Source organism: Methylocystis sp. SC2 (genome assembly GCF_000304315.1).
Classification (GTDB): domain Bacteria; phylum Pseudomonadota; class Alphaproteobacteria; order Rhizobiales; family Beijerinckiaceae; genus Methylocystis.
In genome coordinates this window covers 1,104,246-1,130,974 of record NC_018485.1, presented here as the reverse complement: position 1 = coordinate 1,130,974, position 26,729 = coordinate 1,104,246, and the positions used below count along the sequence as shown (strand labels likewise).

The following is a 26,729-nucleotide window of genomic DNA, read 5'->3' as shown; positions in this document are numbered from 1 at the left end:
CTTGGTCTGGCAGTTACATAGCGGAGCGCTTGCAGAATAGCACGGGGGCCCCGCCGGCGGCCGTTAAGGCCGCGTATCCAGAAACTCCAGCACCGCCTGCTTATATATTCTGTCGCCGACGGCCCGGTTGTGATCGCGGCCGGGAATGTCGACCACGCGGGCGTTGGGGAAGAACTCGGCGAGCGGGAGCGGGTCGCCCGCGACGTCGTCGCGCGTGCCGACGCAGATCAGCACCGGCGCGGTGATGCGCGCGAGCAGCTCAGGCTCGACGGACTTGCGGGCGCCGCGCACGCAGGCGGCGAGGGCGGCGAGATCGCTGCGGGTGGATTCGGCGAAGCCGCGAAAGATCTTGAGCGTCGAATCATCAATGTCCTCGATGCGCTCGATCTCCATGGCTTCGGCGAGACCGCGCGGCAGGCCGGAGTTCTCGATGAGATTTTCGCCGATGCCGCCGAGGATCAAGGAGCGCACGCGCTCGGGCGCGGTCAGCGCCAGCACCGCGCCGATGCGTCCGCCGAGCGAATAGCCCATGACGTCGGCGCGTGGGATCGACAGATGGTCGAGCAGATGCACGACGTCGGCGGCCATCAGGTCGAGACTATATTGCGCCGGATCGTACAGCTTGGCCGAGCGACCATGCCCGCGGTTGTCGAAGACAATGACGCGGCGGCCGTCTTCGGTCAGCGTCTTGACCCATTGCGTGAACAGCCAGTTCACAGCATGGGTCGAGGCGAAGCCATGCACGAGGACGATCGGTTCGCCGCGATCTTCCGTTAAAGGCTCGAAATCCACATAGGCTATCTCGACGCCGTCCGACAGGAACGTTTCCATTAGCAATCCCACTTAGAGCCTTTTATCTAAATGCTTGCGCGGTCGACGCAAGGCCGCTCGGCGGCAAAGTAGATGCGCTATTGCCATTCGCGCCGCTAGCCGCTAAACGAGCCGACACGTCGCCATGGCCCGTCCAACGCACGGGGTCTATGGCGAAGCAGGCGCCCGTAGCTCAGCTGGATAGAGCACCAGACTACGAATCTGGGGGTCAGAGGTTCGAATCCTTTCGGGCGCGCCAGTTCTTTTTCACCTCGAAGCACACGCGCGCCACGATTGCGCCCGCGCGCGACGCGCGCTATGAAAGCGTCTGTCCATCCCTAGCGACTTACGTCGACTCGTATCGGCGACTGAGCGCGTCAGGAGCGCAAGATGATAGCGGTCACCTTCCCCGACGGGGCGTCCCGTCAGTTCGAGCCCGGCGTTTCGGGCGTCGACATCGCCAAAAGCATCTCTCCCTCTCTCGCCAAGCGCAGCGTCGCCATGACGCTCGACGGCGCGCTCGTCGATCTGGCGCTGCCGATCGCGCGCGACGCGAACATCGAATTTGTCACGCGCGAAGATCCGCGCGTGCTCGATCTCATTCGGCACGACGCCGCGCATGTGCTGGCGGAAGCCGTGCAGGAGCTCTATCCCGGCACGCAGGTGACGATCGGACCCGTCATCGAGAACGGCTTCTATTACGATTTCTTCCGCGCCGAGCCGTTCACGCTCGAAGACCTGCCGGCGATCGAGAAGAAGATGCGCGAGATCGTCGCGCGCGACGCCAAGATCACGCGTGAAGTCTGGGATCGCGACGACGCCAAGCAATGGTTTCTAACCAAGGGCGAGATTTTCAAGGGCGAGCTCATCGACGCGATCAAATCCGACGAGCCGCTCTCGATCTATAAGCAGGGCCAGTGGCTCGATCTCTGTCGCGGTCCGCATTTGCCTTCGGTCGGCAAGGTCGGCACGGCCTTCAAGCTGATGAAGGTCGCCGGCGCCTATTGGCGCGGCGATCATAATAATCCGATGCTGTCGCGCATTTACGGCACCGCCTGGGCGACGCAGGAGGAGCTCGACGCCTATCTGCACCGGCTCGAGGAAGCTGAGCGACGCGACCACCGGCGACTCGGGCGCGAGATGGACCTCTTCCATTTTCAGGAGGAAGGTCCCGGCGCGATCTTCTGGCACCCGAAGGGCTGGGCGCTGTTCCAGAACGTCATCTCCTACATGCGCCGGCGCCTGAAGGCCGACTATCAGGAAGTCAACGCGCCGCTGCTCCTCGACAAGACGCTCTGGGAGACGTCCGGCCATTGGGAATGGTTCCGCGAGAACATGTTCGTCTCGCAGCCGGCGCGCGAACAGACCGACGAGGACCGGCTGTACGCGATCAAGCCGATGAACTGTCCGGGCCATATCCAGATCTTCAAACATGGCCTCAAATCCTATCGCGATCTGCCGCTGCGCATGGCGGAGTTCGGCGTCGTGCATCGCTACGAGCCCTCCGGCGCGTTGCATGGCCTGCTGCGCGTGCGCGCCTTCACGCAGGACGACGCGCATGTCTTCTGCACCCAAGAGCAGATGGCCGAGGAGTGTCTCAAGATCAACGACCTCATTCTGTCGACCTACGCCGATTTCGGCTTCGAGGAAGTCGTCGTGAAGCTCTCGACGCGTCCTGAAAAGCGCGTCGGCTCCGACGAGGCCTGGGACGAGGCCGAGGCGATCATGACGCGGGTGTTGAGCGACATCGAAGCGGGCTCGGGCGGGCGCATCAAGACGGGAATCAATCCGGGCGAGGGCGCGTTCTACGGCCCCAAATTCGAATATACGCTGCGCGACGCGATCGGCCGCGAGTGGCAATGCGGCACGACGCAGGTCGACTTCAACCTGCCGTCGCGCTTTGGCGCCTATTACATCGGCCCGGACAGCGAGAAGAAGACGCCGGTGATGATCCATCGCGCGATTTTCGGTTCGCTCGAACGCTTCACCGGCATTCTGATCGAGCATTTCGCCGGACATCTGCCGTTATGGCTGTCGCCGCTGCAGATCGTCGTCTGCACGATCACGCAGGACGCCGACGACTACGCCTATGAGATCGCCGTCGCGGCGCGCAAGCTCGGGCTGGCGGTGGAGGTCGACGCGCGCAACGAGAAGATCACCTACAAGGTGCGCGAACATTCGCTCGCGAAGGTCCCCGTGCTGCTCGTCGCCGGCAAGAAAGAAGCGGCCGAGCGCACGATCTCGATGCGCCGGCTGGGCTCGCAGGCGCAGACGCAGCTGCCGCTCGATGAGGCGTTGAAGCGGCTGGCGGAGGAAGCGACGCCGCCGGATCTGCGGGGGTAGGGGCCGGATATAGGGGATAGGGCGGCCAAGAGTTTCCTCATCCTGAGGAGCGCGCAACGCGCGCGTCTCGAAGGACGAGGAAACTCGATAAACATAATGCGCCTCTCCTCACCCTCGTGCTTCGAGACGGCTCCTTCGGAGCCTCCTCAGCATGAGGGTGAGGAGAGCTTGACCCCGCGTTCGATTTCTTCCAAGATCACGAAGAAATCGAATCGCGGAGCGTTTCTTGTCCAAAATCCCTGAGTTGACGACCGCCGAGCAGCAAACGCTGCTTGCCATCATGATTCAGCATCCCAACGCCTATGGCGTTTCGATCCGCGATGAAATCAAGAAGCGGACGGATCGCGAATATTCCTTCGGCTCCATATACGCCGTGCTGGAGCGTCTTGAAGACCGCGGGTTGATTTCTTCGCGAGAAGGTGAGGCGACGGCCGCGCGCGGCGGACGGAAGAAGCAGTATTTCGCTATCACCGGGCCGGGGCAGTTGGCGTTGCAAGCGTCACTGCGAGCGCTGGACGCGATGCGCGATGGACTTGAAATTGAAGGGGCTTCGGCATGAAGGCTCGGAGCAACTCGCAAGCGCTTGTCCGAGGACTGAAAGGAGGCGTGCTACAAGGTGGCGAAAATGCATTAGCGTTGATCGTGTTTGGGCTATGTTTCAAAGCTTGCGTATATATCGAGCTTAGCGCTAATTTTACGTACGGCGTATCTATCGCTGTAGCTATCGTATTTCAGTTTTTTCAGCTCTTATTAAGGATTTGGTTTATCGAGAGAATTTGCGTAGACTAAAATTTAAGTTTGAACCTCAGAGCATGAGGGAGCCTCCACTATTTGCGGAGTTCCTCGTTGGTCTCTTCGCCAAGAAGCGCTATCGCGCCAGCCTTCTTCAATGCCTCGATGAAGACTTCCGGAACGACATTGTCAGCGGCATATCGCTGCGTCGCGCGAAGTGGCGCTATTGGGCGGCAGCGGTGCACACGATTTTCCCGCAGTTATGGGCGGCGATTAAGCGTATCGGCGTCATCGGCATTGTCGCTGATTATGTTCGTGGCAAACTCGGCGGCGCATAAAAGACAAAAGCCCCGTTGCCTTGACAGCGACGGGGCATGCCGAACGAGAATGATCTCAGCCAATGGGCCTGATTAAGCGCTCGCGGCGGCCTGCTTCTTCTCGATTTCGCGCTTTAAGTCGCGGGCGTTCTGCGAGAGCTCTTCGCTCTTCGCCTTCACGAGGAAGGCGTCCAGCCCGCCGCGATGCTCGACCGAGCGCAGCGCCGCCGCGGAGATGCGCAGCCGCACCGAACGCGCCAGCGCCTCCGAGGCGAGCGTCACATTGACGAGATTGGGCAGAAAGCGGGTCTTCGTCTTCCGATTGGAATGGCTGACGAGATTGCCGGACTGCACGCCCTTTCCGGTCAGCTCGCAACGGCGGGACATAATGGTTCCTTTCGCTCTATTCTTCCATGCGTCGACCGCGGCGTCAGTCGCTCGCGGTCGGCCAGCAGAGGGTGAAAAAGACAGCGAGGCGCGACGCCGATGCGCCGAGCCTCGTTTGCGGGGCTTATAGAGGCAAAGCGCGGCCGGCGTCAACCAACAGCCGCCGTCATGCGGCCGCACGCTGCGGCGCACACGCCTCTAGACATCGGCTTCGTTCTGGGTTCTAAGCCTCCCATCGCTCCGGGCGAGGCCGAGGCGCGCGCCCGCGCGCCGTTCCTTTTGCCGGGAATCTTTGAGAGATCGAGGGGCTGGAGACTGTCTCCCGCCGCGCGTCGCCCATGGCCGCGTAAGACGCGAAAATCGAGGAAAGGTTGGGGAGATTCAATGGCCAAAGCGATTCTGCACATGCTCAGCACGTTGAAGCACATGAGCCCCTTCGACGTGAACATGGCGCTCGACGCCGGCTATGACGCGGCGATTCCCTACACCAATGTCACGCTCGACGAAGTCACCGCGCTCGTGCAGGACGCGATGTTTTCGCGCGCGCCTTCGGCGGCGCTGCGCACCGGCATCTTCTTCGCCGGCCGCGACGCGGTGCTCGCGCTCGACATGATGGACAAGGCAAAGAAAGCGCTACTCAAGCCCTTCGAAGTGTCGCTCTTCGCCGATCCCTACGGCTCCTTCACCACCGCCGGCGCCATGGTCGCCTGCGTCGAAAAGATTCTGCGGGAGAAGAAACAGCGCGAGCTCAAGGGCTCGAAGGTCGTCATCTACGGGGCGACGGGCGTCGTTGGCTATTCCGCCGCCGTCATCTCGGCGCTTGAAGGCGCAGAGGTCACCGTTGTCGGCTATAGCGGCCTCGAGCGTGTCGCCAAGCTCGCCGACGAAATGTGCAAGCGCTTTAACATCAAGGTGGCGCCTGCCGACGGCTCCACTCCAGAGCAAGTGCGGGACCTGCTGCGCCAGCATGAAATCGCGTTGTGCGCGGCGCGCGCCGGCGTCCAGGTGCTGTCGAAAGACGATCTCGCCGCCGCCGAGGATCTCTTGATCGCCGCCGACGTCAACGCCGTGCCGCCTCTCGGCGTCGAAGGGTGCGGCCTGCACGACAATGGCGTCGTGGTCTCGCCTCACGGCGCCCTGGGCATCGGCGCGCTGGCGATCGGCAACGTCAAATACGGCACGGAATCTGGTCTCTTCAAGAAGATGGCGACGTCCGACGAGCCGCTCTGCCTTGACTTCCGTCACGCTTTCGCGTTGGCCCGCGAACTCGTGTGACGTCTCGCGCGCTTGCCTGGTCTCGCGCCTTGGCAAGGCCGCGCAAAAATGGTTGAGTCCGCGCCGCGTGCGTGGGCTCTCATCGCCGCGCCCCCGCGTGCGGCTTGCATAGGGCGCTCGTGAATCCGGCGCCAGAATTCTGGGAGAAAAACATGGCTTTAATCAACAAGATGCTGGTCGGCGAGTCGCTGGTCGGCGACGGCAATGAAGTTGCGCATATCGATCTGATCATGGGTCCGCGCGGCTCGGCGGCCGAACTCGCCTTCGCCAATGCGCTCGTCAACAACAAGGACGGCTTCACGACGCTGCTCGCAGTCGTCGCGCCGAACCTGCTCTGCAAGCCCAACACGATCCTGTTCAACAAGGTGACGATCAAGGGCGCCAAGCAGGCCGTGCAGATGTTCGGCCCGGCGCAGCATGGCGTCGCCAAGGCCGTCGCGGATTCGGTCGCCGAGGGCGTGATCCCGGTCGACGAAGCCGACGACATCTTCATTTCGGTCGGCGTGTTCATTCACTGGGACGCTTCGGACGACAAGAAGATCCAGGACTATAATTACACCGCAACGAAGGAAGCGATCGCCCGCGCCGTCAAGGGCGAGCCGAAGGCTTCGGAAGTCGTCGCCAAGCGCAACGAAGCCAAGCATCCCTTCGCGCCGAACTGAACCGCGCAGCATCTTCGAAATTGAGGGGGAGCCGCGCGGCTCCCCTTTTTCTTTTGGGAGAGGCGGATGGCGGCGGTCATCGGCTGGGATATCGGCGGCGCCCATATCAAGGCGGCGCGCGCGGATGACGGGCGCCTCACGGCGGTCGTGCAGATCGCCTGCGCCCCCCACGAAAGCGTCGCCAGCCTGGAGCAGGCGCTACGCGCCGTGCGCGCGGCGCTCGGCGAGGCCGAGCGTCATCACGTCACGATGACGGCGGAGCTCTCCGACGCCTTCGAAAGCAGATCGCGCGGCGTCGTTACGGTGGCCGCCATCGCAGCCCGCGAGATCGGCGTTCGCGACATTCTTTTTTATGCCGGCGAACGCGGCTTCATCCGCCGCGACGAGGTCGGCGCGCACGTCGACGCCGTCGCTTCGGCCAATTGGCGCGCTTCGGCCGAACTCGTCGCGCGCCATTGCGCCGAGGCGCTGTTCATCGACATTGGATCGACGACGACGGACCTTGCGCCGATTTGCGCCGGGCGCGTCGCGGCGCGCGGGGCGAGCGACGCCGCGCGCCTCGCTGATGGCGAACTCGCCTATGCCGGATTTTCACGCGGCGCGCCTCAGGCCTACGCCGCGCGCGCGCCGATCGCCGGACGCTGGACGCCGCTCGTCAACGAAGCCTTTGCGTCAATGGCCGACGTGCGGCGCGTGCTCGGCGATCTCCCCGAAGGCGAAACCGACGCCGATCTTTCGCCGACGGCGGACGGACGCCCGAAGACCGTTGCGGCGTCGCGCGCGCGGCTGGCGCGCATGGCCGGGCGCGACGCCGCCGAATTGCGCGATGCGCAATGGCGCGCCTTCGCGCAGTATCTTGCGCGCGCGCAATTGCGCGCCATCGAAGATCAGATCGCGCTGCTCGAATCGCGTGAGGCGATTGCGTGTGATGCGCCGATCGTCGGCGCCGGCGTCGGCCGCAAACTCGCTGCGCGTCTGGCGCATGCGCAAGGCCGAACATTTGTGGATTTCGCCGATCTGATCGCGGCGCCGCCGGATTTGGCCGCAAGGGCGGCGAATTGCGCGCCGGCTTCGGCGCTCGCGCTGCTGGAGGTCCGGTAGCGCACAATGATCATTGGATCGTGAATGGCGCGATCACATCCATCGAGAAAAGGCCCTGCGTGCGCTTTGGACCGTTCGGCCCGAAGAAAGGCGCTGTATCATTGACCGCGGCCTCCCATCGAAATTCGGGTCTCAGGATCAATCCCGACAAATATGGAAGCCCCGTCAGCTTTTGCGAAAAGGTGACGCCGGCGGTGATCGCAAGATAGCTTGTCCCTTGTCCCTGCGGCTGCACAATCACTGATGGAGCCGGAAAGCCGTGTTCGGCGTTGACGCTGTCGAAGTAGCCCGGATAGGCGGCGGCGAAGAAATTCTTGGCGTCGCGCCAAAATTCGACGCGCGCGCCGAGTTTGATCGAGTCGTCGATCTTATACGTCGCATATTGGGCGATCCCATATGCGGTGGCGCCGCGAGGATGTTGCGGGACGAGAGAGAGATTGAAGCCCCAGCCGTTCGGAAGGGCGTTAAGCGCGTCGAACGAGGATCCGAAAATTGATACCGGGTACCAGCCGCTCTCTCGAAAATAGCTGATGTCCGACGTGAGGCTCAGATTTTCCGTGACATTCCATGTCGCCGTCAAATTATTGAACAGACGCCAGGCGTTGTTGGGATTGCAGGCGCAAGCCGCAGGAACGCCGCCGATGACGCCATCCGGCCAACCCACCAACAAAGGGTCTTTCACATTCGGATTTTCTGGTCCCGAATGCGTAATCGCGAGGATCGTCAGATCGCCGTCTAAGAGGTTCAGGCCAAAGCCGGCGTGAATGGAAGGCGAATTGTTGTTGTCGCCCGGCCAGCCGATCGATGTGTCGACGCCGGTGACAATGCCTGCGTAAAGATCGAGCCAGTCCGCTGCATGGATGATCGACATGACGCCGGTGTCGACGAAGGGGCCGGCATTCGAACTAAGAGAGCGCGTATAGAAAATATTGTCCTTCGACGTGAGCATTTCGAAACCGTTGTAGCTTGTGAATTGGCCGACAGTGACGTCAACGCCGCCCTTCGTCAGGATCGGCAGATGGGCCTGAAGATTCGCCTTGACGATCGAAAGCTGCGTGCGATCGTGAATGAGATATTCGGTTTGGCCAAGGAACTGAGTGTAACGAGCGTCCGTGCCGAGCATTCCGATGAAGGCTAACCCAAAGTCGAGGTTGGCCGCCTTCTTGTCTGGCGGCCGCTCGACGTTCAGAATCGCTTGATTGAACTGGGGCCAGTTGGCGCGATCCGTATCAAGATGCCCGAAATTGATTTTATTGTATGGGAGAGCGAAGTTGATGGCGACGCCTCCCGACAAATATCCGTCGATCGTAAGGCTGTCGAGCCAGCTTGGCGTAGACGCCGATGACTTCGTCGGCGACGCGTCGCCACAAATCGCCTGCGACGTTGAAAGGAGAATGATCGCCGCCATCGCGCAGACGTTTGGGTTCATCGCACGCTTCTTTCACGGGGCATGCTAGCGAATCGCGCAACCAAGCTTCGCTAGAGCGCTTCCCGATCACATGGAATCATGTGATCGATAAGGAAACGCTCAAAATCAAACCGTTGGAGCAGGTTCTCATCGAAAAAGTCAGTCAACTTTTTCGGAACCTGCTCTAACGCGACGCGCACTTCTCCGCTCGCTCCTTATACGCGTCAATTTTCTCCATCACCATGTTCCAGGCTTCGCGCTCGGCGTCGCCGGCGGTTTTGTCGATGGCGATCTGCAGATAGGCGAGTTCGCTCTCGATCTTTTCGCGCGGCAGCATGTCGAGCCGCGTCGCGAGAATCGCCGCTTCCAGCACGGCGGCGCGCGCGCGGTTCATGCCGAGAAAGGCGCGATGCGATTCAATCCGCCTCACCCTGCAGAAAAAGCGCGGCCGCAATTCGTGCTCCTCGACGCGCGCGACGATGAGTTCGGCGTGCGCCAGCGCGGCGGAAAGGCGCGGCGCCGGCCAGCCCTCGATGTCGGTGAGCGGCCAGTTGCGTTGGCCGGCGACGAGTCCGGCGAAAATCCGCGCGTCGTCGGTGAAGCTCGCCGTCGCTTTCGGATTATGCGTGAGATTGAACAGGGTGGAGGAGGGACGAAACGGCGCGGCGATCCAGAAGCCGTGTTCCTCGATCAGTCCGAGCGGCGCAATATGCGGTCGACCTTCCGGCGACAGCGTCGTGACGACGCATTCATGTATCAGAGGCATCTTTCGCAGGTCCCTGGCCCGCTTTGCGCATGGTGTGACCCATCTCCTTGAAGCGGGTCGAATCCTCTTCATTGCTCTCCGTCGCGACGCCGAAGTCGAGCGGCTCGTCCTGACGATAGCGCTTGCCGAGCTTGTAGGCGATCTCGGCTTTCATCAATTCCGCGCCAAGGTAAAACGCGTGGGCGCCGTCATGTTCGACGGCAAGATGCGGAAAAAGCGCCATCGCGTCGGCCGCGACATGGTGGAACCCTTTGGCGTAGACGTGCACGCCGTCCTGCGCCACATCTATGCGGAAATTAGCATCGCGCAGTTCGCGCGCAAGCGCGGCAATCTCTTCCGGCGTCGCAGCATAAGGTTTGCGGTCGTGGATCTGCAGCAGGGCGTCGCTATAGCCTTTTGGCAGCGCGCCGTCGGCGCGCGCCGCAAACATCAACCGCCTCGCGGCGTCGTGCTCCTGCAGCGTCCGTCGCGTATGCGGGGACACCTGCACCGTGAGCAGATGCCGGATGTCCAGCTCGGAACATACGCCGAGCATCGCCGCGGTGACGCCGGCGGAGTCGGCGTCGGTCAGCTCCGTGAGATTGCCCGTTCCCATCATGATCTCGGCCTCAGGCTCGCGGGCGCGCAGCTCGACGTAGCGGGCGATCGAGGCGGCAAGACCGAAATGAATCGGATCGAGGATCGGATCGAGAATGGCGCTGATTCCGCGTTCGCGCGCGCGACGCGCGGCGCGTTGCAGCGAGTCGAGATCGCCGTGCGGGCGCGGCGTCAGAATGGGAATGACGGGCGAATTGTCGGGAAGGATCGACAGCGTTGCTTCGTCCAAACTCAGGAGGTGGTCGACGCCGGCCTTCGCCGCGCGTTCAAGCTCGGCGACATTGGCCGAATCGACGCTCACCTTGAGGCCGTGGACCTTGAGCGCCGCGATCGTTTCCTCAAGATGGTTGAACGGCGTATCCGGCAGGCAGCCGAGATCGATGACGTCGGCGCCGCCCGCGGCGAGTTCGCGCGCGCTGATCGAAATATCCGCGACGCTCATCTTTGACGCGTCGACGATCTCGGCGAAAATCTGCATGTCGTAACGCGACAGATCCGGCCGGCCGCCGCCGCGCCCGAGATAGGCGGGAAGATCGGCGATCTCCTCCGGCCCGCGTTCGAACGCGACGCCGAAATCCTCGGTCAGCACGGCGAGATCGGCGCGACAGCGCCCCGGCAGGATGACGCGGTCCGCTTGCACGGGTCGCGGCAGGCGACGATGAATGATTTCCTGGGTCATCAGCGCGGCGACCTTCACGCCAATGTCGTGGATGCGCCACGCCTGCGCCGCTTCGCCGAAGCTCGCGACCATGCGCTCCAACCGCGGCAGTGCAAGATGGCCGGTGAGGAACAGCAGGCGCTCGCTCATGCGGAGACTTCGTTTAAGGTTGCGGCTCGACTTCGCGACGGCGGCGCTCCACCGCCTCCTGCAGCGCCGCGAGGCTTTCGACGACCTGCGTCGCTTCGAAGGATTTGAGCGCGTCGGTGTTCTGCAAATCGATGCGGCGCGGATAGACCATCACCATGCCCTTGGGCGCGCGCGTTTCGAGTTCGGGCGCGGTGTCGCAGGCGAAGACGATCGTCGGCACGCGGCATTTGCCCGCCTGCGCGAAGACATTCGTCGCGAGATTGTCGGAAATGCCGGCGACGCATTTCGCGACGGTGTTCGAGGTCGCGGGCGCGAGAACCAGCGTGTGATAAAAATTATAGTAGAAATTCCCGACCGGCGCCGCGCTCGCGGTGGTGTCCTTAAAGATGCGAACGGTCTCCGGCAGATCGAGATCGTGCTTGTACATGCGCACGACTTCCGCCGCCGCTTTGCTGACGAAAAGATCGACGTGATCGAGCGTGCGGATCATGTCGAGACATTCGGTGAAGAAATGCCCGGATCCGGTGAGCGCCCAGCCCCAGCGCGGCGTGACTACTTTCTTTTTGGTCATCAGGCGAACTTCCGCGTTGGAAAATTTGCGATGGCTGCGCCCGGCGGGACGCCGTCGGCAAGAAGCGCGGCGGCGCGCGGGAGAGACGAGGGGCCGGCGAGGAAGAGCGGCGTCCCTTCGAGATAATCCGGAAGCGCCGGATCGACAACGCCCGTACGCATAATCTCGCTGAGTAAGGCGCCGTCGCCGACATCGACGCTTTTGATAAGCGTCAGCGCGCAAGCGCCGATTTTTTTGGCAAGCCAGGCGGCGAGACTGTCGGAGGTGACCTCCCAGGAGGGCGCGATATCGTCCGCCGCGGCGACCATGGCGCTCGGCCGCCAAAGGGCGATGCGTCCGCGCGCCAGCGCCGCGGCGATTGCGTCACGAGAGGCCGCGAGCTCCAGCGAATCGTCACGGTTCGCGAGCGCCAGCGCATATTGCTCCATCGCCAGAACCGCCATGGCGTGCGCGGTTTTATCGTCGTAGCCTAATGCGGGCTGCGCGGCGCGCACGGCGTCGGCGAAGGGTCCGCCGCCGGGAACGATCGTCAGCGGCCGCGGGTAGCGCTTCAGCGCCGCGAGCCACTCGGCGAGCCGCGGCGAGGCGTGCAGGCTTCCGCCCAATTTGACGACGAGGGGCGCGCTACTTGACGGCATCGATGCGCATCGGCGCCGGCTGCACGCGACGCGCCTCCTCATGGGCGCGGACGCGCCGGATTTTCACGCCGACGGCGCCGGGCGCGACATCAAGCTTTTCCACCTGCACGGTGACGGCGCGCACGCGCTCATGCAGCAGCACGCTTTCGGCGAGGCGCTCGGCGATGGTTTCGACAAGCTCGATATGGCCGCCGGCGAGGATCATTTTGATCGCGTCCATGATCACGTCATAGGAGAAGATCGAGCGCATGTCGTCGGAGCCGTTGATGCGGGTCACTTCCGCTTCGACGTTGAAACGCACACGCTGCGTATGGCCGTGTTCGTGGGCGTAGGCGCCGATCTCGACGGGCGCGACATAATCCTTGAGAAACACGCAATCGGTGTCGTTCGCGCCGGGGGGCTCGATATAGCCGCGGCCAAGGAACGACCAGTGGGCGTGAAATTCGGCGTGCGCGCCTCGCGTCGAAGGAATCAAATCGCGGATCAGCATCGTGGCGCGGGCGTCGATGGCGGCGCGCCGCTCGCCATGCGCGCAGAGCGCGCCGCGAAAGCCCAGCACATCCGCGCCGGTGACGAGCAGGCGCGGCACGTCGGGAGACTCCAACGCCCCAGCCAGTCCCGAGGCGAGCCCGAGCTCACGGCAGCGCGCGACGAATTCGGACAGCGCGCCGACGCTCATAAAGTCGACCAGTCGGCCTTTGCCTTTATGCGCGGTGTCCAGCATCGCGCCATGAAAGCCGGCGCCGGCCAGCGGCTCGAGAGTGTCGAATTCGGGGCCGAGATCGGCGAAGAGGACGGCGACGAGCTTTGTTCTTGCGGTCAGCGGCGCCAGCGCCTCGATGATCTCGACGGCGTCGGGCGTCGCCGGCAGGGCGAATTTCACATAATCGACGCCCGCCGCGACGACCTCTTCAAAGTCGCGGCGCGCATGCGCGACGTCATGCGGCAGTTCGACGACGGCGCTGACCGGGCGGCGGCCGTCGACGAAGGCGACGATCTCGGCGACGGTGTCCAGGGGTAGGGCGCCCAGCGCGCCGCGCGAGGGCGCCTTGCAGTCGATGATGTCGGCGCCGCGCGCGAGGGCGATCTCCGCCTCATCGCGGGAGAGAACGCTCGCCAACATCAAGGTCATGAGTTCTTGGCTCCAGTCGTTGCGCAACGCGCTTCCGCGCGCTTGTGGAGCAAATTTTCCCCGAATCCAAGTGGCCTCGCGCGCCTACCCTCCTGCTCGCGCCGGGCGCCGCCGGACCATTGCGTCATTTTTTCGCAACTCCAAGCATGCGAACGTGCTCCCCAAACAGGAGAAATCCATGAAAATCCTCATCGTTCTCACCTCGCACGACAAGCTCGGCGACACCGGTGAAAAGACAGGCTTCTGGCTGGAAGAGCTGGTGGCGCCCTATTACGTCTTTCTCGACGCCGGCGCCGAGATCACGCTGGCGTCGCCCAAGGGCGGTCAGCCGCCGCTCGACCCAAAAAGCAGTGAACCCCGATTCCAGACCGAGCTCACCCGCCGGTTCGAGGCGGATGAGGCGGCCAAGGCGCGCCTCGCCGACACCGCGCGGCTCGACAGCGTCCGTCAGGAGGATTTCGACGCGGTGTTCTATCCCGGCGGCCATGGGCCGATGTGGGACCTCGCCGAGGACCGGGATTCGATCAGGCTGATCGAATCCTTCGTCCGCGCCGGCAAACCCATCGCGCTCGTCTGCCACGCGCCGGGCGTGCTGCGCCATGTCGAAGGTCCCGACGGTCTGCCGCTGGTCGCGGGCAAGACGGTGACCGGCTTCACCAATGGCGAGGAGGAGGCGGTCGGCCTCACCCACGTCGTTCCGTTCCTTGTCGAGGACGAGCTTCAGGCGAAGGGCGGGCGCTTCTCGAAGGCGGCGGACTGGGCTCCGCATGTCGTCCGGGACGGCCAGCTGATCACCGGTCAGAATCCGGCGTCCTCCGATCCGGCGGCCCGCAAGCTTGTGGAGGCGCTTTCAAGAGCGTGAGACCCGGCCCGCTTCGGCGATGTCGCGGCGCGGGCGAAACGGGCGGCGCGGCTCACTCCACCACCGAGCCGTTGGCCGCCAGCACCGAGGCGGCGAGATACAGCGAACCTGCGATCAGCACGCGCGGCGGCGCGTCGAAGCGGCGCGTCGAAAGGAGCGCGAGCGCTTCCTCGACGCCGCCCGCCGCGGCGCCGGGCATCCCCTCGGCTCTGGCGAGGTTCACGACGTCCTCGGGCGGCCAGCTCTTATGCTCGCCTTCGACCGGCACCGCGACGACTTCGCGCGCCAGTCCGACGAAATGCTTGAGCAGCGCGCGAATGTCCTTGGTCGTCTGCGCGCCGCAGATCAGCGCCAGCGGGCGCGGCGCCTTGTCGTGGAACTCGGCCATCGCCTCGGCCAGAACGCGGCCGCCATCCTCATTATGGCCGCCGTCGAGCCACACCTCGGCGCCGGGCGGGGCGAGTTCGACGATGCGCCCCCGTATGAGCCGCTGCAGCCGCGCCGGCCATTCGGCGCGCGTGAGCCCCGCCTCGATCGCCGCGGGCGGAATCTCCGGGGCGACGGCGCGCAGGGCGGCGATGGCGCCGGCGGCGTTCTCATGCTGGTGGCGTCCGGCGAGCCGCGGCAGCGGCAGATCGAGCAAACCGCGCTCGTCCTCATAAACGAGGCGCCCGTTCTCGTTGCAGATGTGAAAGTCCCGCCCGGCGACGATCGGCGTCACGCCGACGCGTCGCGCCTCGCGCTCCAGCGCCCTCGCCACGGGCTCCGACTGGAAGCCGATCACGCCCGGCGCGCCCTTCTTCAAGATTCCGGCCTTCTCATGGGCGATCTTTTCGACCGTATCGCCGAGAAATTCGAGATGGTCGAGGGAGATCGAGGTGATGATGGCGCATTTGGGCTGCGAGATGACGTTGGTTGCGTCATAGCGCCCGCCGAGGCCCGTCTCGAGCAGCAGCCAGTCGGCCGGCGCATCGGCGAAGAGCAAAAAGGCCGCCGCGGTCGTGATCTCGAAGAAGGTGATCGGCTGCCCAGCGTTCGCCTGTTCGCAACGTTCGAGCGCCGCGTTCAGACGCTCGTCGTCGACAAGCTTGCCGCCGCCGTCGGCGCCGAGACGGATGCGCTCATTGAAGCGCAGCAAGTGAGGCGAGGTGTAGACATGCACGCGCTTGCCGGCGGCTTCGAGCATCGCGCGCAGAAAGGCGAGCGTCGAGCCTTTGCCGTTGGTTCCGGCGACGTGAATGATGGGCGGCAGTCTGAGCTCCGGTCGTCCGAGCGCGGCGAGCAGCCGCTCCGTGCGCCCCAGCGACAGATCAATCTTCTTTGGATGAAGCGTGAGCAGTCGCGACAGGATCGCGTCATGCTGATCCATTGCGGCTGCGCCTCGCGATATCAGGCGGCGGCGCGTCGCGGCGGCGACTTGGTCAGGAGACCGCAGAGGCGCGCCAGCGTCTGGCGCAGCTCCTGACGCGGCACCACCATATCGACCATGCCGTGATCGCGCAGATATTCGGCGCGCTGGAAGCCTTCGGGCAGCTTCTCGCGGATCGTTTGCTCAATCACGCGGGCGCCGGCGAAGCCGATGATCGCGCCGGGTTCGGCGATCTGCACGTCGCCGAGCATGGCGTAGGACGCCGTGACGCCGCCCGTCGTCGGATTGGTCAGCACGACGATATAGGGCAGGCGGGCATCGCGCAGGCGCTGCACGGCGATGGTCGTGCGCGGCATCTGCATGAGCGAGAACATGCCCTCCTGCATGCGCGCGCCGCCCGACGCCGTGAAGATCACAAAAGGCGTGCGCTTGGCGAGCGCATGTTCGCAGCCGGCGATGATCGCCTCGCCGGCCGCCATGCCAAGCGAGCCGCCCAGGAATTCGAAATCCTGAATGGCGACGGTGACCGGCGAGCCTTCGAGATTGCCGAAGGCGATCGTCACGGCGTCCGCCATGCCGGTTTTGACCCGATATTCCTTCAGCTTGTCGACGTAACGCTTGATGTCGCGAAACTTGAGCGGATCCAGCGGCGCTTCCGGCGTCGGAATCAGCTCGCATTCGCCGCCGTCGAAAAGACTGGCGAGCCGCGTCTCGACCGGACAGCGCATGTGATAGCCCGAACCGGGCACGACATAGAGATTGGCCTCGATGTCCTTGTGGAAGACGAGCTGGCCGCTCTCGGGACATTTCACCCAGAGATTTTCGGGCGCTTCGCGCTTGATCAGCGCCTTGATCTTCGGCGGGACGACGTTCGAATACCAATTCATGACACGAGCCTCGTCAGCCAACTCAACACGCCGCCCTTAGGGCGGGCGTCGCGCACGCCTTCGGCGATGGACGCGACGAGCCCGGTCACCGCGCCCACGCTCGACGGCCCGGCGCGGCCCTCGGCGTCGAGCGAGGCCTTAAGCGCTTGGACCAGCGCCGTGCCGACGACGACGCCATCGGCGTTGCGGGCGATCTCAGCGGCGTTCTCCGCATTCTTGACGCCAAATCCGACGGCGATCGGCAGCGCCGTGTGCCGCTTGATGCGCGCAACCGCCTGACTGACGCCGGCGTAGTCGGCGAGCGCCGCGCCGGTGATGCCGGTGAGCGACACATAATAGACGAAGCCGCTTGTATTTTCGAGCACCTTGGGAAGCCGCTTGTCGTCGGTCGTCGGCGTCGCGAGGCGAATGAAGTTCAGCCCGGCGTCGCGCGCGGGAACGCAGAGTTCGGCGTCTTCTTCGGGCGGCAGGTCCACGACGATCAGGCCGTCGACGCCGGCGTCCCGGGCGTCGCGCAGGAAGGCGTCGACGCCGTAGACATAGATCGGATTGTAGTAGCCCATCAGCACGATGGGGGTGGCGTCGTCTCCGGCGCGGAAGTCGGCGACCAGCTTCAAGGTCTTCTTGAGCGTGGTCCCGGCCTTGAGCGCGCGCAGGCCCGCCGCCTGGATCGCCGGCCCATCCGCCATCGGATCGGTGAAAGGCATGCCGACTTCGATGACGTCCGCGCCGGCGCCGGGCAGGCCGCGCAAGATGTCGAGCGACGTCGCGAGATCCGGGTCGCCGGCCATCACAAAGGTCACGAGGGCGGCGCGCCCTTCCTTCTTGAGGGCGGCGAAGCGATCATCGATGCGGGTGGGCATAAGCGACAGACGTCCTTCGTAAGCGGCGAAATCTTCAAAAAGCCTTCTCGACCGGGCGCCGCCGGCCCTTTTCGGCTCTTGCGCGCGCCACGCGGGGGCCGCCGTTGCTTAGTGCCTGGCCCCCCTCCCGTCCACTGTTTTCGCGCGCGCTAAATCGTCACCTGCGCGCCCAGTTCGACGACGCGGTCGGAGGGGATCGAGAAGAAGTCCGTCGCATTGGCGGCCTGGCGGGTCAGCGCGACGTAGAGCTTGTCCTGCCAGACGGGCATTTCGGAGGAGGGGCTTTCCTTGATCGAGCGCCGGCCCAGGAAGAAGCTCGTGGTCATGATGTCGTATTTGAACCCCGCCTTGCGCATGGCCGCGAGCGCGGCCGGTACGCGCGGGCTCTCCATGAAGCCATAATGCAGCGTCGCGCGATAGAAATCGTCGCTGAGCTTATCGATTTCGAAGCGCCTGCCCGGCGCGACGCGCGGCCGGTCTTCGGTCTTCACGCAGATCACCAGCACGCGCTCGTGCAGAACCTTGTTGTGCTTGAGATTGTGCATCAGCGCGGTCGGGGCGACCGCCGGATCGCTCGTCAGAAAGATCGCCGTGCCGGGCACGCGCGTCGGTTTCGACTTCTGCAGCATCGCGATGAGCTCCATCATCGGGATGGAGTCGCGATGGGTTTTCTCGGCGAGAAGATGCGTGCCGCGCGTCCAGGTCCACATGATGATCATGACGCAGCCGCCGAGCGCGAGCGGCACCCAGCCGCCGTCTTTGACCTTCATCAGATTGGCGGCCAGAAAGGCGAATTCGACGACCAGGAACGAGGCCGCGAAGAGGATCGATACGAATAGCGGCCAGCCCCATTTGCGCCAAGCGACGATGAACAGCAGCGACGTCGACAGCACCATGGTGCCGGTGACCGCGATGCCATAGGCGGACGCAAGCGCCGAAGAGCTCTTAAAGGCGATGACGAGCAGCACCACGCCGATGAGCAGCAGCCGGTTGATGCGGCCGATATAGATCTGGCCCTCCTGCGACGCCGACGTATGCGTGACTTCGAGTCGCGGAATAAGGCCGAGCTGAATCGCTTGCCGCGCCAGCGAGAAGGCGCCGGTAATCACCGCTTGCGCGGCGATTGTCGTCGCCAGCGTCGAAAGCACGACAAGCGGCAACAGCGCCCAGTCCGGCGCCAGCAGGAAGAACGGGTTGCCGACGGCTTCGGGGCGCGACAGGACGAGGGCGCCCTGGCCGAGGTAGTTGAGCAGCAGCGCCGGCAGCACGAATCCGAGCCAGGCCGTACGGATCGGCCCTCGGCCGAAATGCCCCATGTCGGCGTAAAGCGCCTCGACGCCGGTGACCGCGAGGAAAACCGAGCCGAGGACGGCGAAGCCGAGCCAGCCGTGGCTCACGAGAAAAGCGATGCCTTGCCGCGGGTCGAAACTGCGCAGCACCTGGGGCGCTTCGGGGATATGCATCGCGCCCAGCACGCCGATGGTCAGGAAAAAGGCGATCATGATGGGCCCGAAGAAGGCCGCCACCCGCGCCGTTCCGTGACTTTGCACCCAAAACAGCGTGACAAGGATGAAGATGGTGATCGGCAGGACGAATTCGCTGAAGCGGTGGGTGACGAGCTCCAGCCCTTCAATGGCGGACATCACCGAGATGGCCGGCGTAATGATCGCCTCGCCGGCGAAGAGCGCCGCGCCCGCGACGCCGAGCAGAAAGGCGACTTTCGTGCGCCGGCCCATGGCGGTCTGCGCCAGGGCCATCAGCGAAAGAATGCCGCCTTCGCCGCGGTTGTCGGCGCGCATGACGAAGATGACGTATTTGATCGTCACGGTGAAAACGAGCGCGAAAATCAGAAGCGAAATCGCGCCGATGACCGACTCCTCGGTCAGCGCGTCATACTGGACCTGATGCGCGAGCGACTCGCGCAGGGCATAGAGCGGACTCGTGCCGATGTCGCCGTAGACGACGCCGATCGAGCCGATGATGAGACCGGCGAATCCGGCGCGCGTCCGCTCGGATCCGTGATGGGCGTGAACTTGCCCATCGCCGCCGGAGGCAGGGCCGGCGTCGGATCGCTGCGTCATGGGACGTTTCCTTTAATCGGACCCGCCGCAGCTCTTACCGAAGCAGCAGCCAGGCGCTCGCTCAGGTCGCGCGCGAACAGGAGCAACGGTTGGTCTCCTTCGGCGCGGGCCGTCGATACGGTGCGGCGATATACGCGGTTTCGCGCGCGAAGAGAAGTCGCGGCGACGGCGCAAGTCTGGCGGTGCGCGCCGCCGGGCGACGCGCGTCGCTTTTTTGGCTAAACTCAACGACAGCTTTTTGAGGTGGCCTCATGCCTTCGTCTTCGACCGATCCGGGCCGGTTCGCCCAGGCGGCGGGCGCGCCCGCGCCAAGCGCCATCGCCACGGATGTGGAGGGGCTTGAGGCGGGCATGGCGACGCTGCCCGGCGGCGCGCCGGCCTATATCGCCCGCCCGCAAAGCGGCGGCGATTTCCCGATTATTCTCGTGGCGCAGGAAATCTTTGGCCTGCACGAACACATCCGCGACATCGTGCGGCGATTCGCGAAGCTTGGGTTTCTGGCCATCGCGCCCGACTTCCTCATTCGCTATGGGGACCCGCAGGAAGCGCCGGACATAGAGGCCATTCGCGCCATCGTCGCCAGGGTTCCCGACGCCGAGACGATGGAGATCTTCGATCAGGCGCTCGCCTACGCCGTGGCGAGAGGCGGCGACGCCAAACGCGCGGCGATCACCGGATTTTGCTGGGGCGGGCGCATCGCCTGGCTCTATGCGGTCCATCATCCGCGCTTGCGCGCCTGCATTCCCTGGTACGGCCGCCTCGACGGACCGCATACGCCCGAGCAGCCACGCTGGCCGATCGACGTCGCCGCGCAGCTCAAGACGCCGACGCTCGCGCTCTATGGCGGCGCTGATCCGAGCATTCCCACCGAACTCATCGAGACCATGCGAGAGCGCCTGAAGAAGGCGCAGGCGCCCGCCGAGATCATCGTCTATGACGGCGCGCCGCATGCGTTCTTCGCCGATTATCGTGACAGCTATCGGCTGGACGCCGCCAGCGACGCCTGGGAAAGGGCGCTGGCCTTCCTGCGCGTGAAGGGCGTTGAGTAACGTTGCGGCGCACGGAGCTCTTAGAGTTTTAATCAACGCGCATGCGTCGGCGCTACTTGCCCGCGCCGCTCTTCCTGGATTGTCGCGTTGAAAACTTGTTATACTGTTCTATTGTCGAGTGTTGGCGGTCGGATCACATCCGCCCTGTAAAATAGCTTTCCTTTCAAAGAATATTTTTGCAATGAACGTTGAACGTCTCATCGACGATATTTATGGCGCCGCCGCCAGCCCCGACCTTTGGCCAGAGGTGATGTATGACCTTGCTCGCTTAGTTGACGCTGCGGGCGGTCTTATAGCAGCCGGCGATGGCCACGCCTGGATTGGCTGGCGCTACTCCGTCGGAATGGAAGCCGCAGGCGCATTTGTGGCGTCGGAAGCAGTGACGCGGACGCAAGCGACGGCGCGCCTCTTGGCGGCCGACCGGGCCGGATTCGTCGCCGATCACCAGGCGTTCTCCGAGGAAGAGTATCTCGCCGATGCGATGGTGGCCGAGTGCCTGAAGCCTGCGGGGCTGCATCACAGCACGGCTACGGCGATCAAAGCGCCGACCGGCGACCTGGTGGTCGTCCAGATTATTCGCCGTGTCGGTCTTCCTCAATTCAGCGCTGAAGACATCAGGCGTCTTGACGCGCTGCGTCCCCATCTTGCCCGCGCCGGGATGCTCGCGGCGCGCTGGCGGCTGGAGCGGCTGCGAGCGGTCGCCGACGCGCTCGCCACGATCGGACTACCGGCCGCCGTTCTCGATTCCAGAGGAAAAGTGCTTGCGGCCAACGCGCTTCTCGAAGCGTTGAACTCACATCTCGCGTGGTTGCCACGAGACCGTATCGCGCTTGTCGACCCGTCGGCCAATGCGCTGCTATCGCGCGCGATGGCAGACATTTCCAACGCTGCGGCGACATCTGTTCGCTCATTTCCGTCTAAGCCGGCGACCGAAAATCCCGTCGTCGTCCATCTGATTCCCGCTACGGGCCGGTCGCGCGATATTTTTGAAGGCGGTTTTGGCGTGCTCGCGTTCACCCCGGCAGCGGCGCCCTCGACGCCCGACATTGCGCTCGTCAGAGGGCTGTTCGATCTCACCGCGGCCGAGGCGCGAGTGGCGAGCGGCGTGGCCGAAGGCTTGACTCCCGACCAGATCGCCCGTCGCGATGGAACGTCGCGTGAAACGGTGCGCTATCAGCTCAAGACAGTCTTCGCGAAAACCGGCGTCAGCCGCCAATCGCAACTCGCGGCCTTGCTCGCGGCGCATGCTCGGGTTCCCCGCAGGTTTCCTGGCTCCCGGCAGGACTCGTAAAGCGAACGATCTTTTGCGAAACGGGGTCGGCCTCGCGCATGGCGGCGTGAGATTGCGACATGCGATGAGAATGGCTTTATCGCGGGACGAGCGCGATGATGCGCGCCGGGCCGCCCGAGCCCTTCTCGATCTTCATCGGCAGGGCGATGACGACGGCGCCCGTCGGCGGCAGCTGGTCGAGATTGGCGAGGTTCTCAAGCCCGCCGATATTCGCGGCGCCAATGATCCTGTGCACCAGAAAATCCTGCGACGGCCCATTGTCGACGCTCGCCGTGTCGACGCCGATGAGGTTGGGGCGGCGCTCTTTCGCGAGCCAGTCCGCCGCCTCAGGCCCGAAAGACGGGAAATGGAGATGCGTGGCGTCGCCCGGCGTGTCGTCGCCGAGATAGGCCTTCTTATCGGGCCAGCGCGCGCTCCATCCGGTGCGCAGCAGCACGATCGCTTTGTCGGGTATGCGGCCATGCGCCGCCTCCCAGGCGGCGATGTCGTCGATCGTCAGCAGATAGTCCGGGTTCGCCGCGGCCTTGGCGGCGACGTCAATCACGATCGCCGGACCGACGAAGCGCTCGACGGGAATATCGGCGTTTGTCCAGCGGCCCTCGGCGAAGTGCATCGGCGCGTCGAGATGGGTGCCGCCATGCTCGGGCGAACAAAAGGCGTTGGCGAAATAGAAGAAGCCTGCCTTTGTCGGCCCCTTATGCAGCACTTTAAGCTCGAAACCCGACGGCGAGGTCGGCCAATAGACGGTTTCGGCGTTGAAGGCGTGGCTGAGGTCGACGACCTTGCTCGACGCGAGATCGAGGCTCTGAGCTTGCGCCGGCTCCAGCCGTGCGGCGGAGAACGTCAGACACAGCAACAGACCGCCTAACGCCATTCGTTTTTTCATATCGGGACGCTCTCCGGCAATGCGCTCGCGCGCAGCTGATCAAAAATCGCTAGCGATTCCTTTGACTTCCCAATCGCCGTAGCGCGCCGGGTCGAGTCCGCCGCGGCCGCCGAGTTCCTGCGGCGCGGCCGGAGCTTGCGCCGCCTCGCGGCGACGCGCCTCGGCTTCGGCCAGCGCGCGCTGCGCGGCTGGCGGCGGCTGCGCGGGCCGCTCCGTCAAACGCGCGGCGTCTTCTGTCTTCGACACGGTCTGTTCCTGTGTGCATTCATCGCCCGCCGCCGCGCCAATTATGCTATGATTCGGTTCGGTCGCGGAGGGAGAAGCCGGTTGGCGAACAGCGACAGTAGATCAATTTCCGCCCGGACCAAATCGGTGCGTCAAGGGTCCCGGCAAGGCTTCGTGCCCGCCGAAGCGGTGCGGGAGGCTGAAGCGGCGAAGATTCCCGGGTTGCCGGCGCGTCTCGCCGCCGCCAACATCATCGGCGACATCGTGCAGGGCGGACATCGCCTCGATGAGTGTTTCGCTCCGAACGCCGTTCCTTCGCGCCTCTCCGGGCTCGACGCCCGTGACGTGTCGCTCACGCGCTCGATCGTTACGGTCGCGGTGCGTCGGCTCGGCCTCATCCGCTACGTTCTCGCCGAACTCCTCGAAAAGGGGCTGCCGCGTCAGGCCGCGCGGCTTGAGTTCTCGCTGATCGCCGCGGCCGCGCAAATCCTGTTTCTCGACGCCGCCGATCACGCCGCCGTCGATCTCGCGGTGCGGGCGGCGCGCCTTGAACCGAAGACCGCCGGCTTCAGCGGCCTGGTGAATGGCCTGTTGCGCAATCTCGCGCGACGGCGGCAGGAATTCCTGGACGTCGCCGCAAGCGGCGAACATGACGCGCCGCCATGGCTGGCGCAGCGCTGGCGCAAGCACTACGGCGAAGACGCCGGGCGCGCTATCGCGGCGATGCACATGCTCGAACCGCCCCTCGACGTGTCGGTCAAAGACGATCCCAAAGGCTGGGCGGAGCGGCTCGGCGGCGTCGTGCTGCCGACAGGTTCGGTGCGGCTGCGCAGCCACGCGCCGATCAGCGAACTTCCCGGCTATGAGGACGGTGAATGGTGGGTGCAGGACGCCGCCGCCGCTCTGCCGGCGCGCCTGCTCGCGCCGCGGCCGGATGAGCGCGTGCTCGACATGTGCGCCGCGCCCGGCGGCAAGACGGCGCAGATCGCGCTTGCCCGCGCGCAGGTGGTCGCTCTGGACCGTTCGGCGGAGCGCCTGAAGCTGCTCGCCGCCAATCTCGCTCGGCTGCAGTTGCACGCGGAAGTTGCGGTCGGCGACGCCGCCGCCTATCAGGCGCAGCCGTTCGACGCGATTTTGATCGATGCGCCCTGTTCGGCGACGGGAACGATCCGCCGCCATCCCGACGTGCCCTGGACCAAGAAGCCGGGCGACATTGAGACGCTCGCGGCCTTGCAGGCAAAGCTGCTCAATCGCGCGGCGCTCCTGACGCGGGCCGGCGGACGCATCGTTTATTGCTCCTGCTCGCTGGAGCCTGAGGAAGGCGAGCAGCAGATCGCCGCGTTTTTGCGCCGCAATCCGGATTTCCGCCGAATGCCGATCAATCCGGGCGAGGGCGTCCCCGGGGAGTTCATCAACCGGGACGGCGATCTGCGCACCTTGCCGCATTACTGGCCAAATGAAGATCCGCGCCTTGCCGGCATCGACGGATTCTTCGCCGCGCGGCTGCTCCGGTCGGCTTAGGGCGTTCCCGATCACATGGATTGATGCGCTCGATAAGGCAGCGCACAAAAATCAAATCTTGGAGCAGGTTCTCATCGAAAGCCTGTCGGCTTTTTCGGAACCCCCTCTAGGCCCGCGCCGCGACCAGGGGCGCGAATTCCTTCACCACCTGCTCATAGACCGTCCGCTTGAACGGCACGATGAGTTCCGGCAGCGCCGAAAGCGTCTCCCAGCGCCAGGCGTCGAATTCGGGCTTATGCGCGCCGCAGCCCGGCGCATGAATATCGATCTCGCTTTCGTCGCCGGTGAAGCGCAGCGCGAACCAGCGCTGGGTTTGGCCGACATATTTGCCGCTCCAGCGGTTGGCGGAGTTTCTAGGGAGATCGTAGCAAAGCCAGTCTGGAGCCTCGGCGAGAAGGGCGACGCTCGACACATTGGTCTCTTCGTGAAGCTCGCGCAGCGCCGCCTCATAGGGCGTCTCGCCCTCGTCGATGCCTCCCTGAGGCATCTGCCACAGATAGGGCGGGCGGGTCTGGTCGTGGGCGCCTTTCGCGCGCCGCCGCCCGATAAAGGCGAGGCCTTGCGCATTGAGCAACAAGACGCCGACGCAGGGCCGATATAATCCGCGGCCGCTCATCGCCCTATCTCGCGGCGCAGCCCATGCTGGCGCGCTCCATCGGTTGCATCTGTCATCCGCTTCCCCCAAGCGTTCGCATTCTTGGCGCGGACACTTCTGCCCGTCCGCGCGCCCGCCGTCGAGCCGCCAGATCACGCTGCATGTGGACGGAATCGCCCAAATCCGCGCCAATTCCGCTCGACCGCTCGGCGTCAAACGGGCATTCTTATGGATGTTCATCCGGATCTTCCGGAAAAGGCGAAGCTTCGCGACTCCACTTTCCTCTGTCTCGTCCGGATGGACAACCTATAGAAATCTCGCGGCTAGACGCGCCGCGTCAGCGCGCCGTCGGCCTCCATCAGCTCCAGCAGCATGCCTTCCCGCAACCCGCGGTCGGCGATGCGCGTGCGCTGCGCCGGGAAAAGCGTGCGAATCGCCTCGAAAATCGCGCAGCCGGCAAGGACGAGATCTGCGCGTTGCGGGCCGATGCAGCCGTTGGCGACGCGCTCATCGAAATCCATGTCGCGCAGCCGCAGGATCGCCCGCGTCGCATCATCGTCGCTCATCCACAAGCCGTCGACGCGCCAGCGGTCGTAACGCTCAAGCCCAAGATGGACCCCGGCCAGGGTGGTGACCGTTCCCGAAGTGCCCAGTAGATGGAAGCGCGGACAGCGGCGCTCCGAGGCCATGCGACGCGCGAAGGGGGCGAGAGTCTCGCGCACCTGCTGCGCCATGGCCGCGAACGTCTCGGCCGACACGCAGCGGCCGCCGAAATGCTCCGCGAGCGTCACGACGCCGAGTTCGAGCGACGTCCAGGCGCGAAAGGCGTAAGCGCCATTTTCACTGCGCCGTTCACGCGTCAGCCACACGAGCTCGGTGGAGCCGCCGCCGATGTCGAACAGCAGCACGCTTTCGGCGGCCGGATCGGCGAGCGATCCGCAGCCGCGGGCGGCGAAGCGCGCCTCGGTTTCGCGGTCAATGATCTCGAGCTGCAGCCCGGTGCGTTCGCGGACGCGCTCGACGAAATCATCGCCGTTCGCCGCGCTGCGGCACGCCTGGGTCGCGACGAGCCGGGCGCGGGTGACGCCGCGCGCATCCATTTTTTCGCGGCAGATTTGGAGCGCCGCGATGGTGCGCTCGATCGCTTCCTCGCTGATCCGGCCAGCCTTGCCGAGGCCCTCTCCCAGCCGCACGATGCGCGAGAAGGCGTCGATGATGCGCAAAGAATCATTGTTGCGCCGCCGCGGCCTGTGCTCGGGCCGGGCGATCAGCAGCCGGCAGTTGTTGGTGCCGAGGTCGAGCGCGGCGTAGACATGGCGCGAGTCGAGCGCGCCGGAAGCGACGCCGGGGTTTATGTGAAGCTCGGGCGCGGCCTGCGCCGACGCCGACGCCGTAGACGGTAGACCGGTTTCCCTCACTCGATCCCTTCCGCGAAGCCGCTCCGTCCTGCCTCGCGCCGCATCGACGGAAGCGGAGCGGCGATCATCGTAACGCCGTGATGCCAGCGTAAATTTCTTTCATGCAGGATCGGCGCGCCGCCCGCAAGGGCGTTT

General features: G+C 64.6%; 26 protein-coding genes and 1 tRNA gene. 11 read left to right on the top strand and 16 right to left on the bottom strand.

Going from position 1 to position 26,729, the window contains the following annotated elements; translation table 11 throughout:
- Nucleotides 1–63: 63 nt before the first annotated feature.
- A complete protein-coding gene (locus BN69_RS05355; protein ID WP_041926808.1) occupies nucleotides 64–831 on the bottom strand; it encodes an alpha/beta fold hydrolase in 768 nt (255 codons plus the stop codon).
- 161 nt (nucleotides 832–992) lie between these two features.
- On the opposite strand from BN69_RS05355, the gene BN69_RS05350 reads away from it, so the two are divergent.
- The 4 genes from BN69_RS05350 to BN69_RS05335 all read left to right on the top strand — a co-directional run bounded on the left by BN69_RS05350 (nucleotide 993) and on the right by BN69_RS05335 (nucleotide 4,223).
- Nucleotides 993–1,069 (top strand) — tRNA-Arg (locus tag BN69_RS05350).
- 131 nt (nucleotides 1,070–1,200) lie between these two features.
- The gene (gene thrS / locus BN69_RS05345; RefSeq protein WP_014890541.1) at nucleotides 1,201–3,153 is read left to right on the top strand and encodes a threonine--tRNA ligase; all 1,953 of its coding nucleotides are present in this window, start codon (nucleotides 1,201–1,203) and stop codon (nucleotides 3,151–3,153) included.
- A 244-nt stretch (nucleotides 3,154–3,397) separates the two neighbouring features.
- Nucleotides 3,398–3,712, top strand: a complete 315-nt coding sequence (locus BN69_RS05340) for a PadR family transcriptional regulator (RefSeq protein ID WP_148277037.1) — start codon at nucleotides 3,398–3,400, stop codon at nucleotides 3,710–3,712.
- A gap of 217 nt (nucleotides 3,713–3,929) precedes the next feature.
- Nucleotides 3,930–4,223: a hypothetical protein gene (locus tag BN69_RS05335; RefSeq protein WP_148277036.1), complete on the top strand. Its 294-nt coding sequence runs from the start codon at nucleotides 3,930–3,932 to the stop codon at nucleotides 4,221–4,223.
- 72 nt (nucleotides 4,224–4,295) lie between these two features.
- Here the strand turns inward: BN69_RS05335 and rpmB are convergent, their stop codons facing one another.
- Nucleotides 4,296–4,589 carry a 50S ribosomal protein L28 gene (gene rpmB / locus BN69_RS05330; RefSeq protein ID WP_014890538.1) on the bottom strand — a complete coding sequence of 98 codons (294 nt, stop codon included), beginning with the start codon at nucleotides 4,587–4,589 and terminating at the stop codon, nucleotides 4,296–4,298.
- Nucleotides 4,590–4,973: 384 nt separating this feature from the next.
- Here rpmB and BN69_RS05325 point away from each other — a divergent pair, with 384 nt between their 5' ends.
- The 3 genes from BN69_RS05325 to BN69_RS05315 all read left to right on the top strand — a co-directional run bounded on the left by BN69_RS05325 (nucleotide 4,974) and on the right by BN69_RS05315 (nucleotide 7,627).
- Complete coding sequence (locus tag BN69_RS05325; protein ID WP_041926807.1) at nucleotides 4,974–5,864, top strand: NAD(P)-dependent methylenetetrahydromethanopterin dehydrogenase; 891 nt, start codon at nucleotides 4,974–4,976, stop codon at nucleotides 5,862–5,864.
- Nucleotides 5,865–6,016: 152 nt separating this feature from the next.
- Entirely contained in the window at nucleotides 6,017–6,526 is a 510-nt protein-coding gene (gene fae / locus BN69_RS05320; RefSeq protein WP_041927171.1) for a formaldehyde-activating enzyme, read from the top strand.
- 66 nt (nucleotides 6,527–6,592) lie between these two features.
- On the top strand, nucleotides 6,593–7,627 hold the full coding sequence (locus BN69_RS05315) for a hydantoinase/oxoprolinase family protein (RefSeq protein WP_014890535.1): 1,035 nt from the start codon (nucleotides 6,593–6,595) through the stop codon (nucleotides 7,625–7,627).
- 10 nt (nucleotides 7,628–7,637) lie between these two features.
- Here the strand turns inward: BN69_RS05315 and BN69_RS05310 are convergent, their stop codons facing one another.
- The 6 genes from BN69_RS05310 to BN69_RS05285 form a co-directional block, all read right to left on the bottom strand.
- Nucleotides 7,638–9,056, bottom strand: a complete 1,419-nt coding sequence (locus BN69_RS05310) for an outer membrane beta-barrel protein (protein WP_014890534.1) — start codon at nucleotides 9,054–9,056, stop codon at nucleotides 7,638–7,640.
- 163 nt (nucleotides 9,057–9,219) lie between these two features.
- Nucleotides 9,220–9,801 (bottom strand): DUF447 domain-containing protein, encoded by a 582-nt coding sequence (locus BN69_RS05305; RefSeq protein WP_014890533.1) that lies wholly within the window; start codon nucleotides 9,799–9,801, stop codon nucleotides 9,220–9,222.
- Nucleotides 9,785–11,206, bottom strand: coding sequence for a DUF6513 domain-containing protein (locus BN69_RS05300; protein ID WP_014890532.1), 1,422 nt, complete (start codon nucleotides 11,204–11,206; stop codon nucleotides 9,785–9,787). Before BN69_RS05300 ends, BN69_RS05305 begins: the two co-directional genes overlap by 17 nt.
- Before the next feature lie 13 nt (nucleotides 11,207–11,219).
- The gene (locus tag BN69_RS05295; protein ID WP_014890531.1) at nucleotides 11,220–11,777 is read right to left on the bottom strand and encodes a flavoprotein; all 558 of its coding nucleotides are present in this window, start codon (nucleotides 11,775–11,777) and stop codon (nucleotides 11,220–11,222) included.
- The gene (locus BN69_RS05290; protein WP_014890530.1) at nucleotides 11,777–12,415 is read right to left on the bottom strand and encodes an amino acid kinase family protein; all 639 of its coding nucleotides are present in this window, start codon (nucleotides 12,413–12,415) and stop codon (nucleotides 11,777–11,779) included. The genes BN69_RS05295 and BN69_RS05290 overlap by 1 nt, the downstream gene beginning before the upstream one ends.
- Nucleotides 12,402–13,547 carry a (5-formylfuran-3-yl)methyl phosphate synthase gene (locus BN69_RS05285; protein WP_041926806.1) on the bottom strand — a complete coding sequence of 382 codons (1,146 nt, stop codon included), beginning with the start codon at nucleotides 13,545–13,547 and terminating at the stop codon, nucleotides 12,402–12,404. Before BN69_RS05285 ends, BN69_RS05290 begins: the two co-directional genes overlap by 14 nt.
- Before the next feature lie 178 nt (nucleotides 13,548–13,725).
- Here BN69_RS05285 and BN69_RS05280 point away from each other — a divergent pair, with 178 nt between their 5' ends.
- Nucleotides 13,726–14,409: a type 1 glutamine amidotransferase domain-containing protein gene (locus tag BN69_RS05280; RefSeq protein WP_014890528.1), complete on the top strand. Its 684-nt coding sequence runs from the start codon at nucleotides 13,726–13,728 to the stop codon at nucleotides 14,407–14,409.
- A 52-nt stretch (nucleotides 14,410–14,461) separates the two neighbouring features.
- Here BN69_RS05280 and BN69_RS05275 read toward each other — a convergent pair whose 3' ends face one another.
- The 4 genes from BN69_RS05275 to BN69_RS05260 form a co-directional block, all read right to left on the bottom strand.
- Nucleotides 14,462–15,778: a bifunctional folylpolyglutamate synthase/dihydrofolate synthase gene (locus tag BN69_RS05275; RefSeq protein ID WP_014890527.1), complete on the bottom strand. Its 1,317-nt coding sequence runs from the start codon at nucleotides 15,776–15,778 to the stop codon at nucleotides 14,462–14,464.
- 20 nt (nucleotides 15,779–15,798) lie between these two features.
- On the bottom strand, nucleotides 15,799–16,665 hold the full coding sequence (accD, locus tag BN69_RS05270) for an acetyl-CoA carboxylase, carboxyltransferase subunit beta (protein ID WP_014890526.1): 867 nt from the start codon (nucleotides 16,663–16,665) through the stop codon (nucleotides 15,799–15,801).
- Nucleotides 16,662–17,528 carry a tryptophan synthase subunit alpha gene (gene trpA, locus BN69_RS05265; protein WP_014890525.1) on the bottom strand — a complete coding sequence of 289 codons (867 nt, stop codon included), beginning with the start codon at nucleotides 17,526–17,528 and terminating at the stop codon, nucleotides 16,662–16,664. The genes accD and trpA overlap by 4 nt, the downstream gene beginning before the upstream one ends.
- A gap of 149 nt (nucleotides 17,529–17,677) precedes the next feature.
- Entirely contained in the window at nucleotides 17,678–19,609 is a 1,932-nt protein-coding gene (locus BN69_RS05260) for a potassium transporter Kup (protein WP_014890524.1), read from the bottom strand.
- Between the two features lie 251 nt (nucleotides 19,610–19,860).
- On the opposite strand from BN69_RS05260, the gene BN69_RS05255 reads away from it, so the two are divergent.
- On the top strand, nucleotides 19,861–20,658 hold the full coding sequence (locus BN69_RS05255; protein WP_014890523.1) for a dienelactone hydrolase family protein: 798 nt from the start codon (nucleotides 19,861–19,863) through the stop codon (nucleotides 20,656–20,658).
- 181 nt (nucleotides 20,659–20,839) lie between these two features.
- Entirely contained in the window at nucleotides 20,840–21,949 is a 1,110-nt protein-coding gene (locus tag BN69_RS05250) for a helix-turn-helix transcriptional regulator (RefSeq protein ID WP_014890522.1), read from the top strand.
- 76 nt (nucleotides 21,950–22,025) lie between these two features.
- Here BN69_RS05250 and BN69_RS05245 read toward each other — a convergent pair whose 3' ends face one another.
- Entirely contained in the window at nucleotides 22,026–22,835 is an 810-nt protein-coding gene (locus tag BN69_RS05245; protein ID WP_014890521.1) for a cyclase family protein, read from the bottom strand.
- A 39-nt stretch (nucleotides 22,836–22,874) separates the two neighbouring features.
- The gene (locus BN69_RS05240) at nucleotides 22,875–23,081 is read right to left on the bottom strand and encodes a DUF1674 domain-containing protein (RefSeq protein WP_014890520.1); all 207 of its coding nucleotides are present in this window, start codon (nucleotides 23,079–23,081) and stop codon (nucleotides 22,875–22,877) included.
- A gap of 153 nt (nucleotides 23,082–23,234) precedes the next feature.
- Between BN69_RS05240 and BN69_RS05235 the strand changes: the two genes are divergently transcribed.
- The gene (locus BN69_RS05235) at nucleotides 23,235–24,581 is read left to right on the top strand and encodes an RsmB/NOP family class I SAM-dependent RNA methyltransferase (protein ID WP_051013388.1); all 1,347 of its coding nucleotides are present in this window, start codon (nucleotides 23,235–23,237) and stop codon (nucleotides 24,579–24,581) included.
- Nucleotides 24,582–24,687: 106 nt separating this feature from the next.
- Here BN69_RS05235 and BN69_RS05230 read toward each other — a convergent pair whose 3' ends face one another.
- Complete coding sequence (locus BN69_RS05230) at nucleotides 24,688–25,197, bottom strand: RNA pyrophosphohydrolase (protein ID WP_041927170.1); 510 nt, start codon at nucleotides 25,195–25,197, stop codon at nucleotides 24,688–24,690.
- Nucleotides 25,198–25,499: 302 nt separating this feature from the next.
- Nucleotides 25,500–26,594 carry a Ppx/GppA phosphatase family protein gene (locus BN69_RS05225; RefSeq protein ID WP_014890517.1) on the bottom strand — a complete coding sequence of 365 codons (1,095 nt, stop codon included), beginning with the start codon at nucleotides 26,592–26,594 and terminating at the stop codon, nucleotides 25,500–25,502.
- Between the last annotated feature and the right edge of the window lie 135 nt (nucleotides 26,595–26,729).

What these genes read in the sequence shown, in the direction of transcription:
- BN69_RS05355 (WP_041926808.1), bottom strand. Translation starts at nt 831, where the DNA reads ATGGAAACGTTCCTGTCGGACGGCGTCGAGATAGCCTATGTGGATTTC.
- thrS (WP_014890541.1), top strand. Translation starts at nt 1,201, where the DNA reads ATGATAGCGGTCACCTTCCCCGACGGGGCGTCCCGTCAGTTCGAGCCC.
- rpmB (WP_014890538.1), bottom strand. Translation starts at nt 4,589, where the DNA reads ATGTCCCGCCGTTGCGAGCTGACCGGAAAGGGCGTGCAGTCCGGCAAT.
- BN69_RS05325 (WP_041926807.1), top strand. Translation starts at nt 4,974, where the DNA reads ATGGCCAAAGCGATTCTGCACATGCTCAGCACGTTGAAGCACATGAGC.
- fae (WP_041927171.1), top strand. Translation starts at nt 6,017, where the DNA reads ATGGCTTTAATCAACAAGATGCTGGTCGGCGAGTCGCTGGTCGGCGAC.
- BN69_RS05315 (WP_014890535.1), top strand. Translation starts at nt 6,593, where the DNA reads ATGGCGGCGGTCATCGGCTGGGATATCGGCGGCGCCCATATCAAGGCG.
- BN69_RS05310 (WP_014890534.1), bottom strand. Translation starts at nt 9,056, where the DNA reads ATGAACCCAAACGTCTGCGCGATGGCGGCGATCATTCTCCTTTCAACG.
- BN69_RS05305 (WP_014890533.1), bottom strand. Translation starts at nt 9,801, where the DNA reads ATGCCTCTGATACATGAATGCGTCGTCACGACGCTGTCGCCGGAAGGT.
- BN69_RS05300 (WP_014890532.1), bottom strand. Translation starts at nt 11,206, where the DNA reads ATGAGCGAGCGCCTGCTGTTCCTCACCGGCCATCTTGCACTGCCGCGG.
- BN69_RS05295 (WP_014890531.1), bottom strand. Translation starts at nt 11,777, where the DNA reads ATGACCAAAAAGAAAGTAGTCACGCCGCGCTGGGGCTGGGCGCTCACC.
- BN69_RS05290 (WP_014890530.1), bottom strand. Translation starts at nt 12,415, where the DNA reads ATGCCGTCAAGTAGCGCGCCCCTCGTCGTCAAATTGGGCGGAAGCCTG.
- BN69_RS05285 (WP_041926806.1), bottom strand. Translation starts at nt 13,547, where the DNA reads ATGACCTTGATGTTGGCGAGCGTTCTCTCCCGCGATGAGGCGGAGATC.
- BN69_RS05280 (WP_014890528.1), top strand. Translation starts at nt 13,726, where the DNA reads ATGAAAATCCTCATCGTTCTCACCTCGCACGACAAGCTCGGCGACACC.
- BN69_RS05275 (WP_014890527.1), bottom strand. Translation starts at nt 15,778, where the DNA reads ATGGATCAGCATGACGCGATCCTGTCGCGACTGCTCACGCTTCATCCA.
- accD (WP_014890526.1), bottom strand. Translation starts at nt 16,665, where the DNA reads ATGAATTGGTATTCGAACGTCGTCCCGCCGAAGATCAAGGCGCTGATC.
- trpA (WP_014890525.1), bottom strand. Translation starts at nt 17,528, where the DNA reads ATGCCCACCCGCATCGATGATCGCTTCGCCGCCCTCAAGAAGGAAGGG.
- BN69_RS05260 (WP_014890524.1), bottom strand. Translation starts at nt 19,609, where the DNA reads ATGACGCAGCGATCCGACGCCGGCCCTGCCTCCGGCGGCGATGGGCAA.
- BN69_RS05255 (WP_014890523.1), top strand. Translation starts at nt 19,861, where the DNA reads ATGCCTTCGTCTTCGACCGATCCGGGCCGGTTCGCCCAGGCGGCGGGC.
- BN69_RS05250 (WP_014890522.1), top strand. Translation starts at nt 20,840, where the DNA reads ATGAACGTTGAACGTCTCATCGACGATATTTATGGCGCCGCCGCCAGC.
- BN69_RS05245 (WP_014890521.1), bottom strand. Translation starts at nt 22,835, where the DNA reads ATGAAAAAACGAATGGCGTTAGGCGGTCTGTTGCTGTGTCTGACGTTC.
- BN69_RS05230 (WP_041927170.1), bottom strand. Translation starts at nt 25,197, where the DNA reads ATGAGCGGCCGCGGATTATATCGGCCCTGCGTCGGCGTCTTGTTGCTC.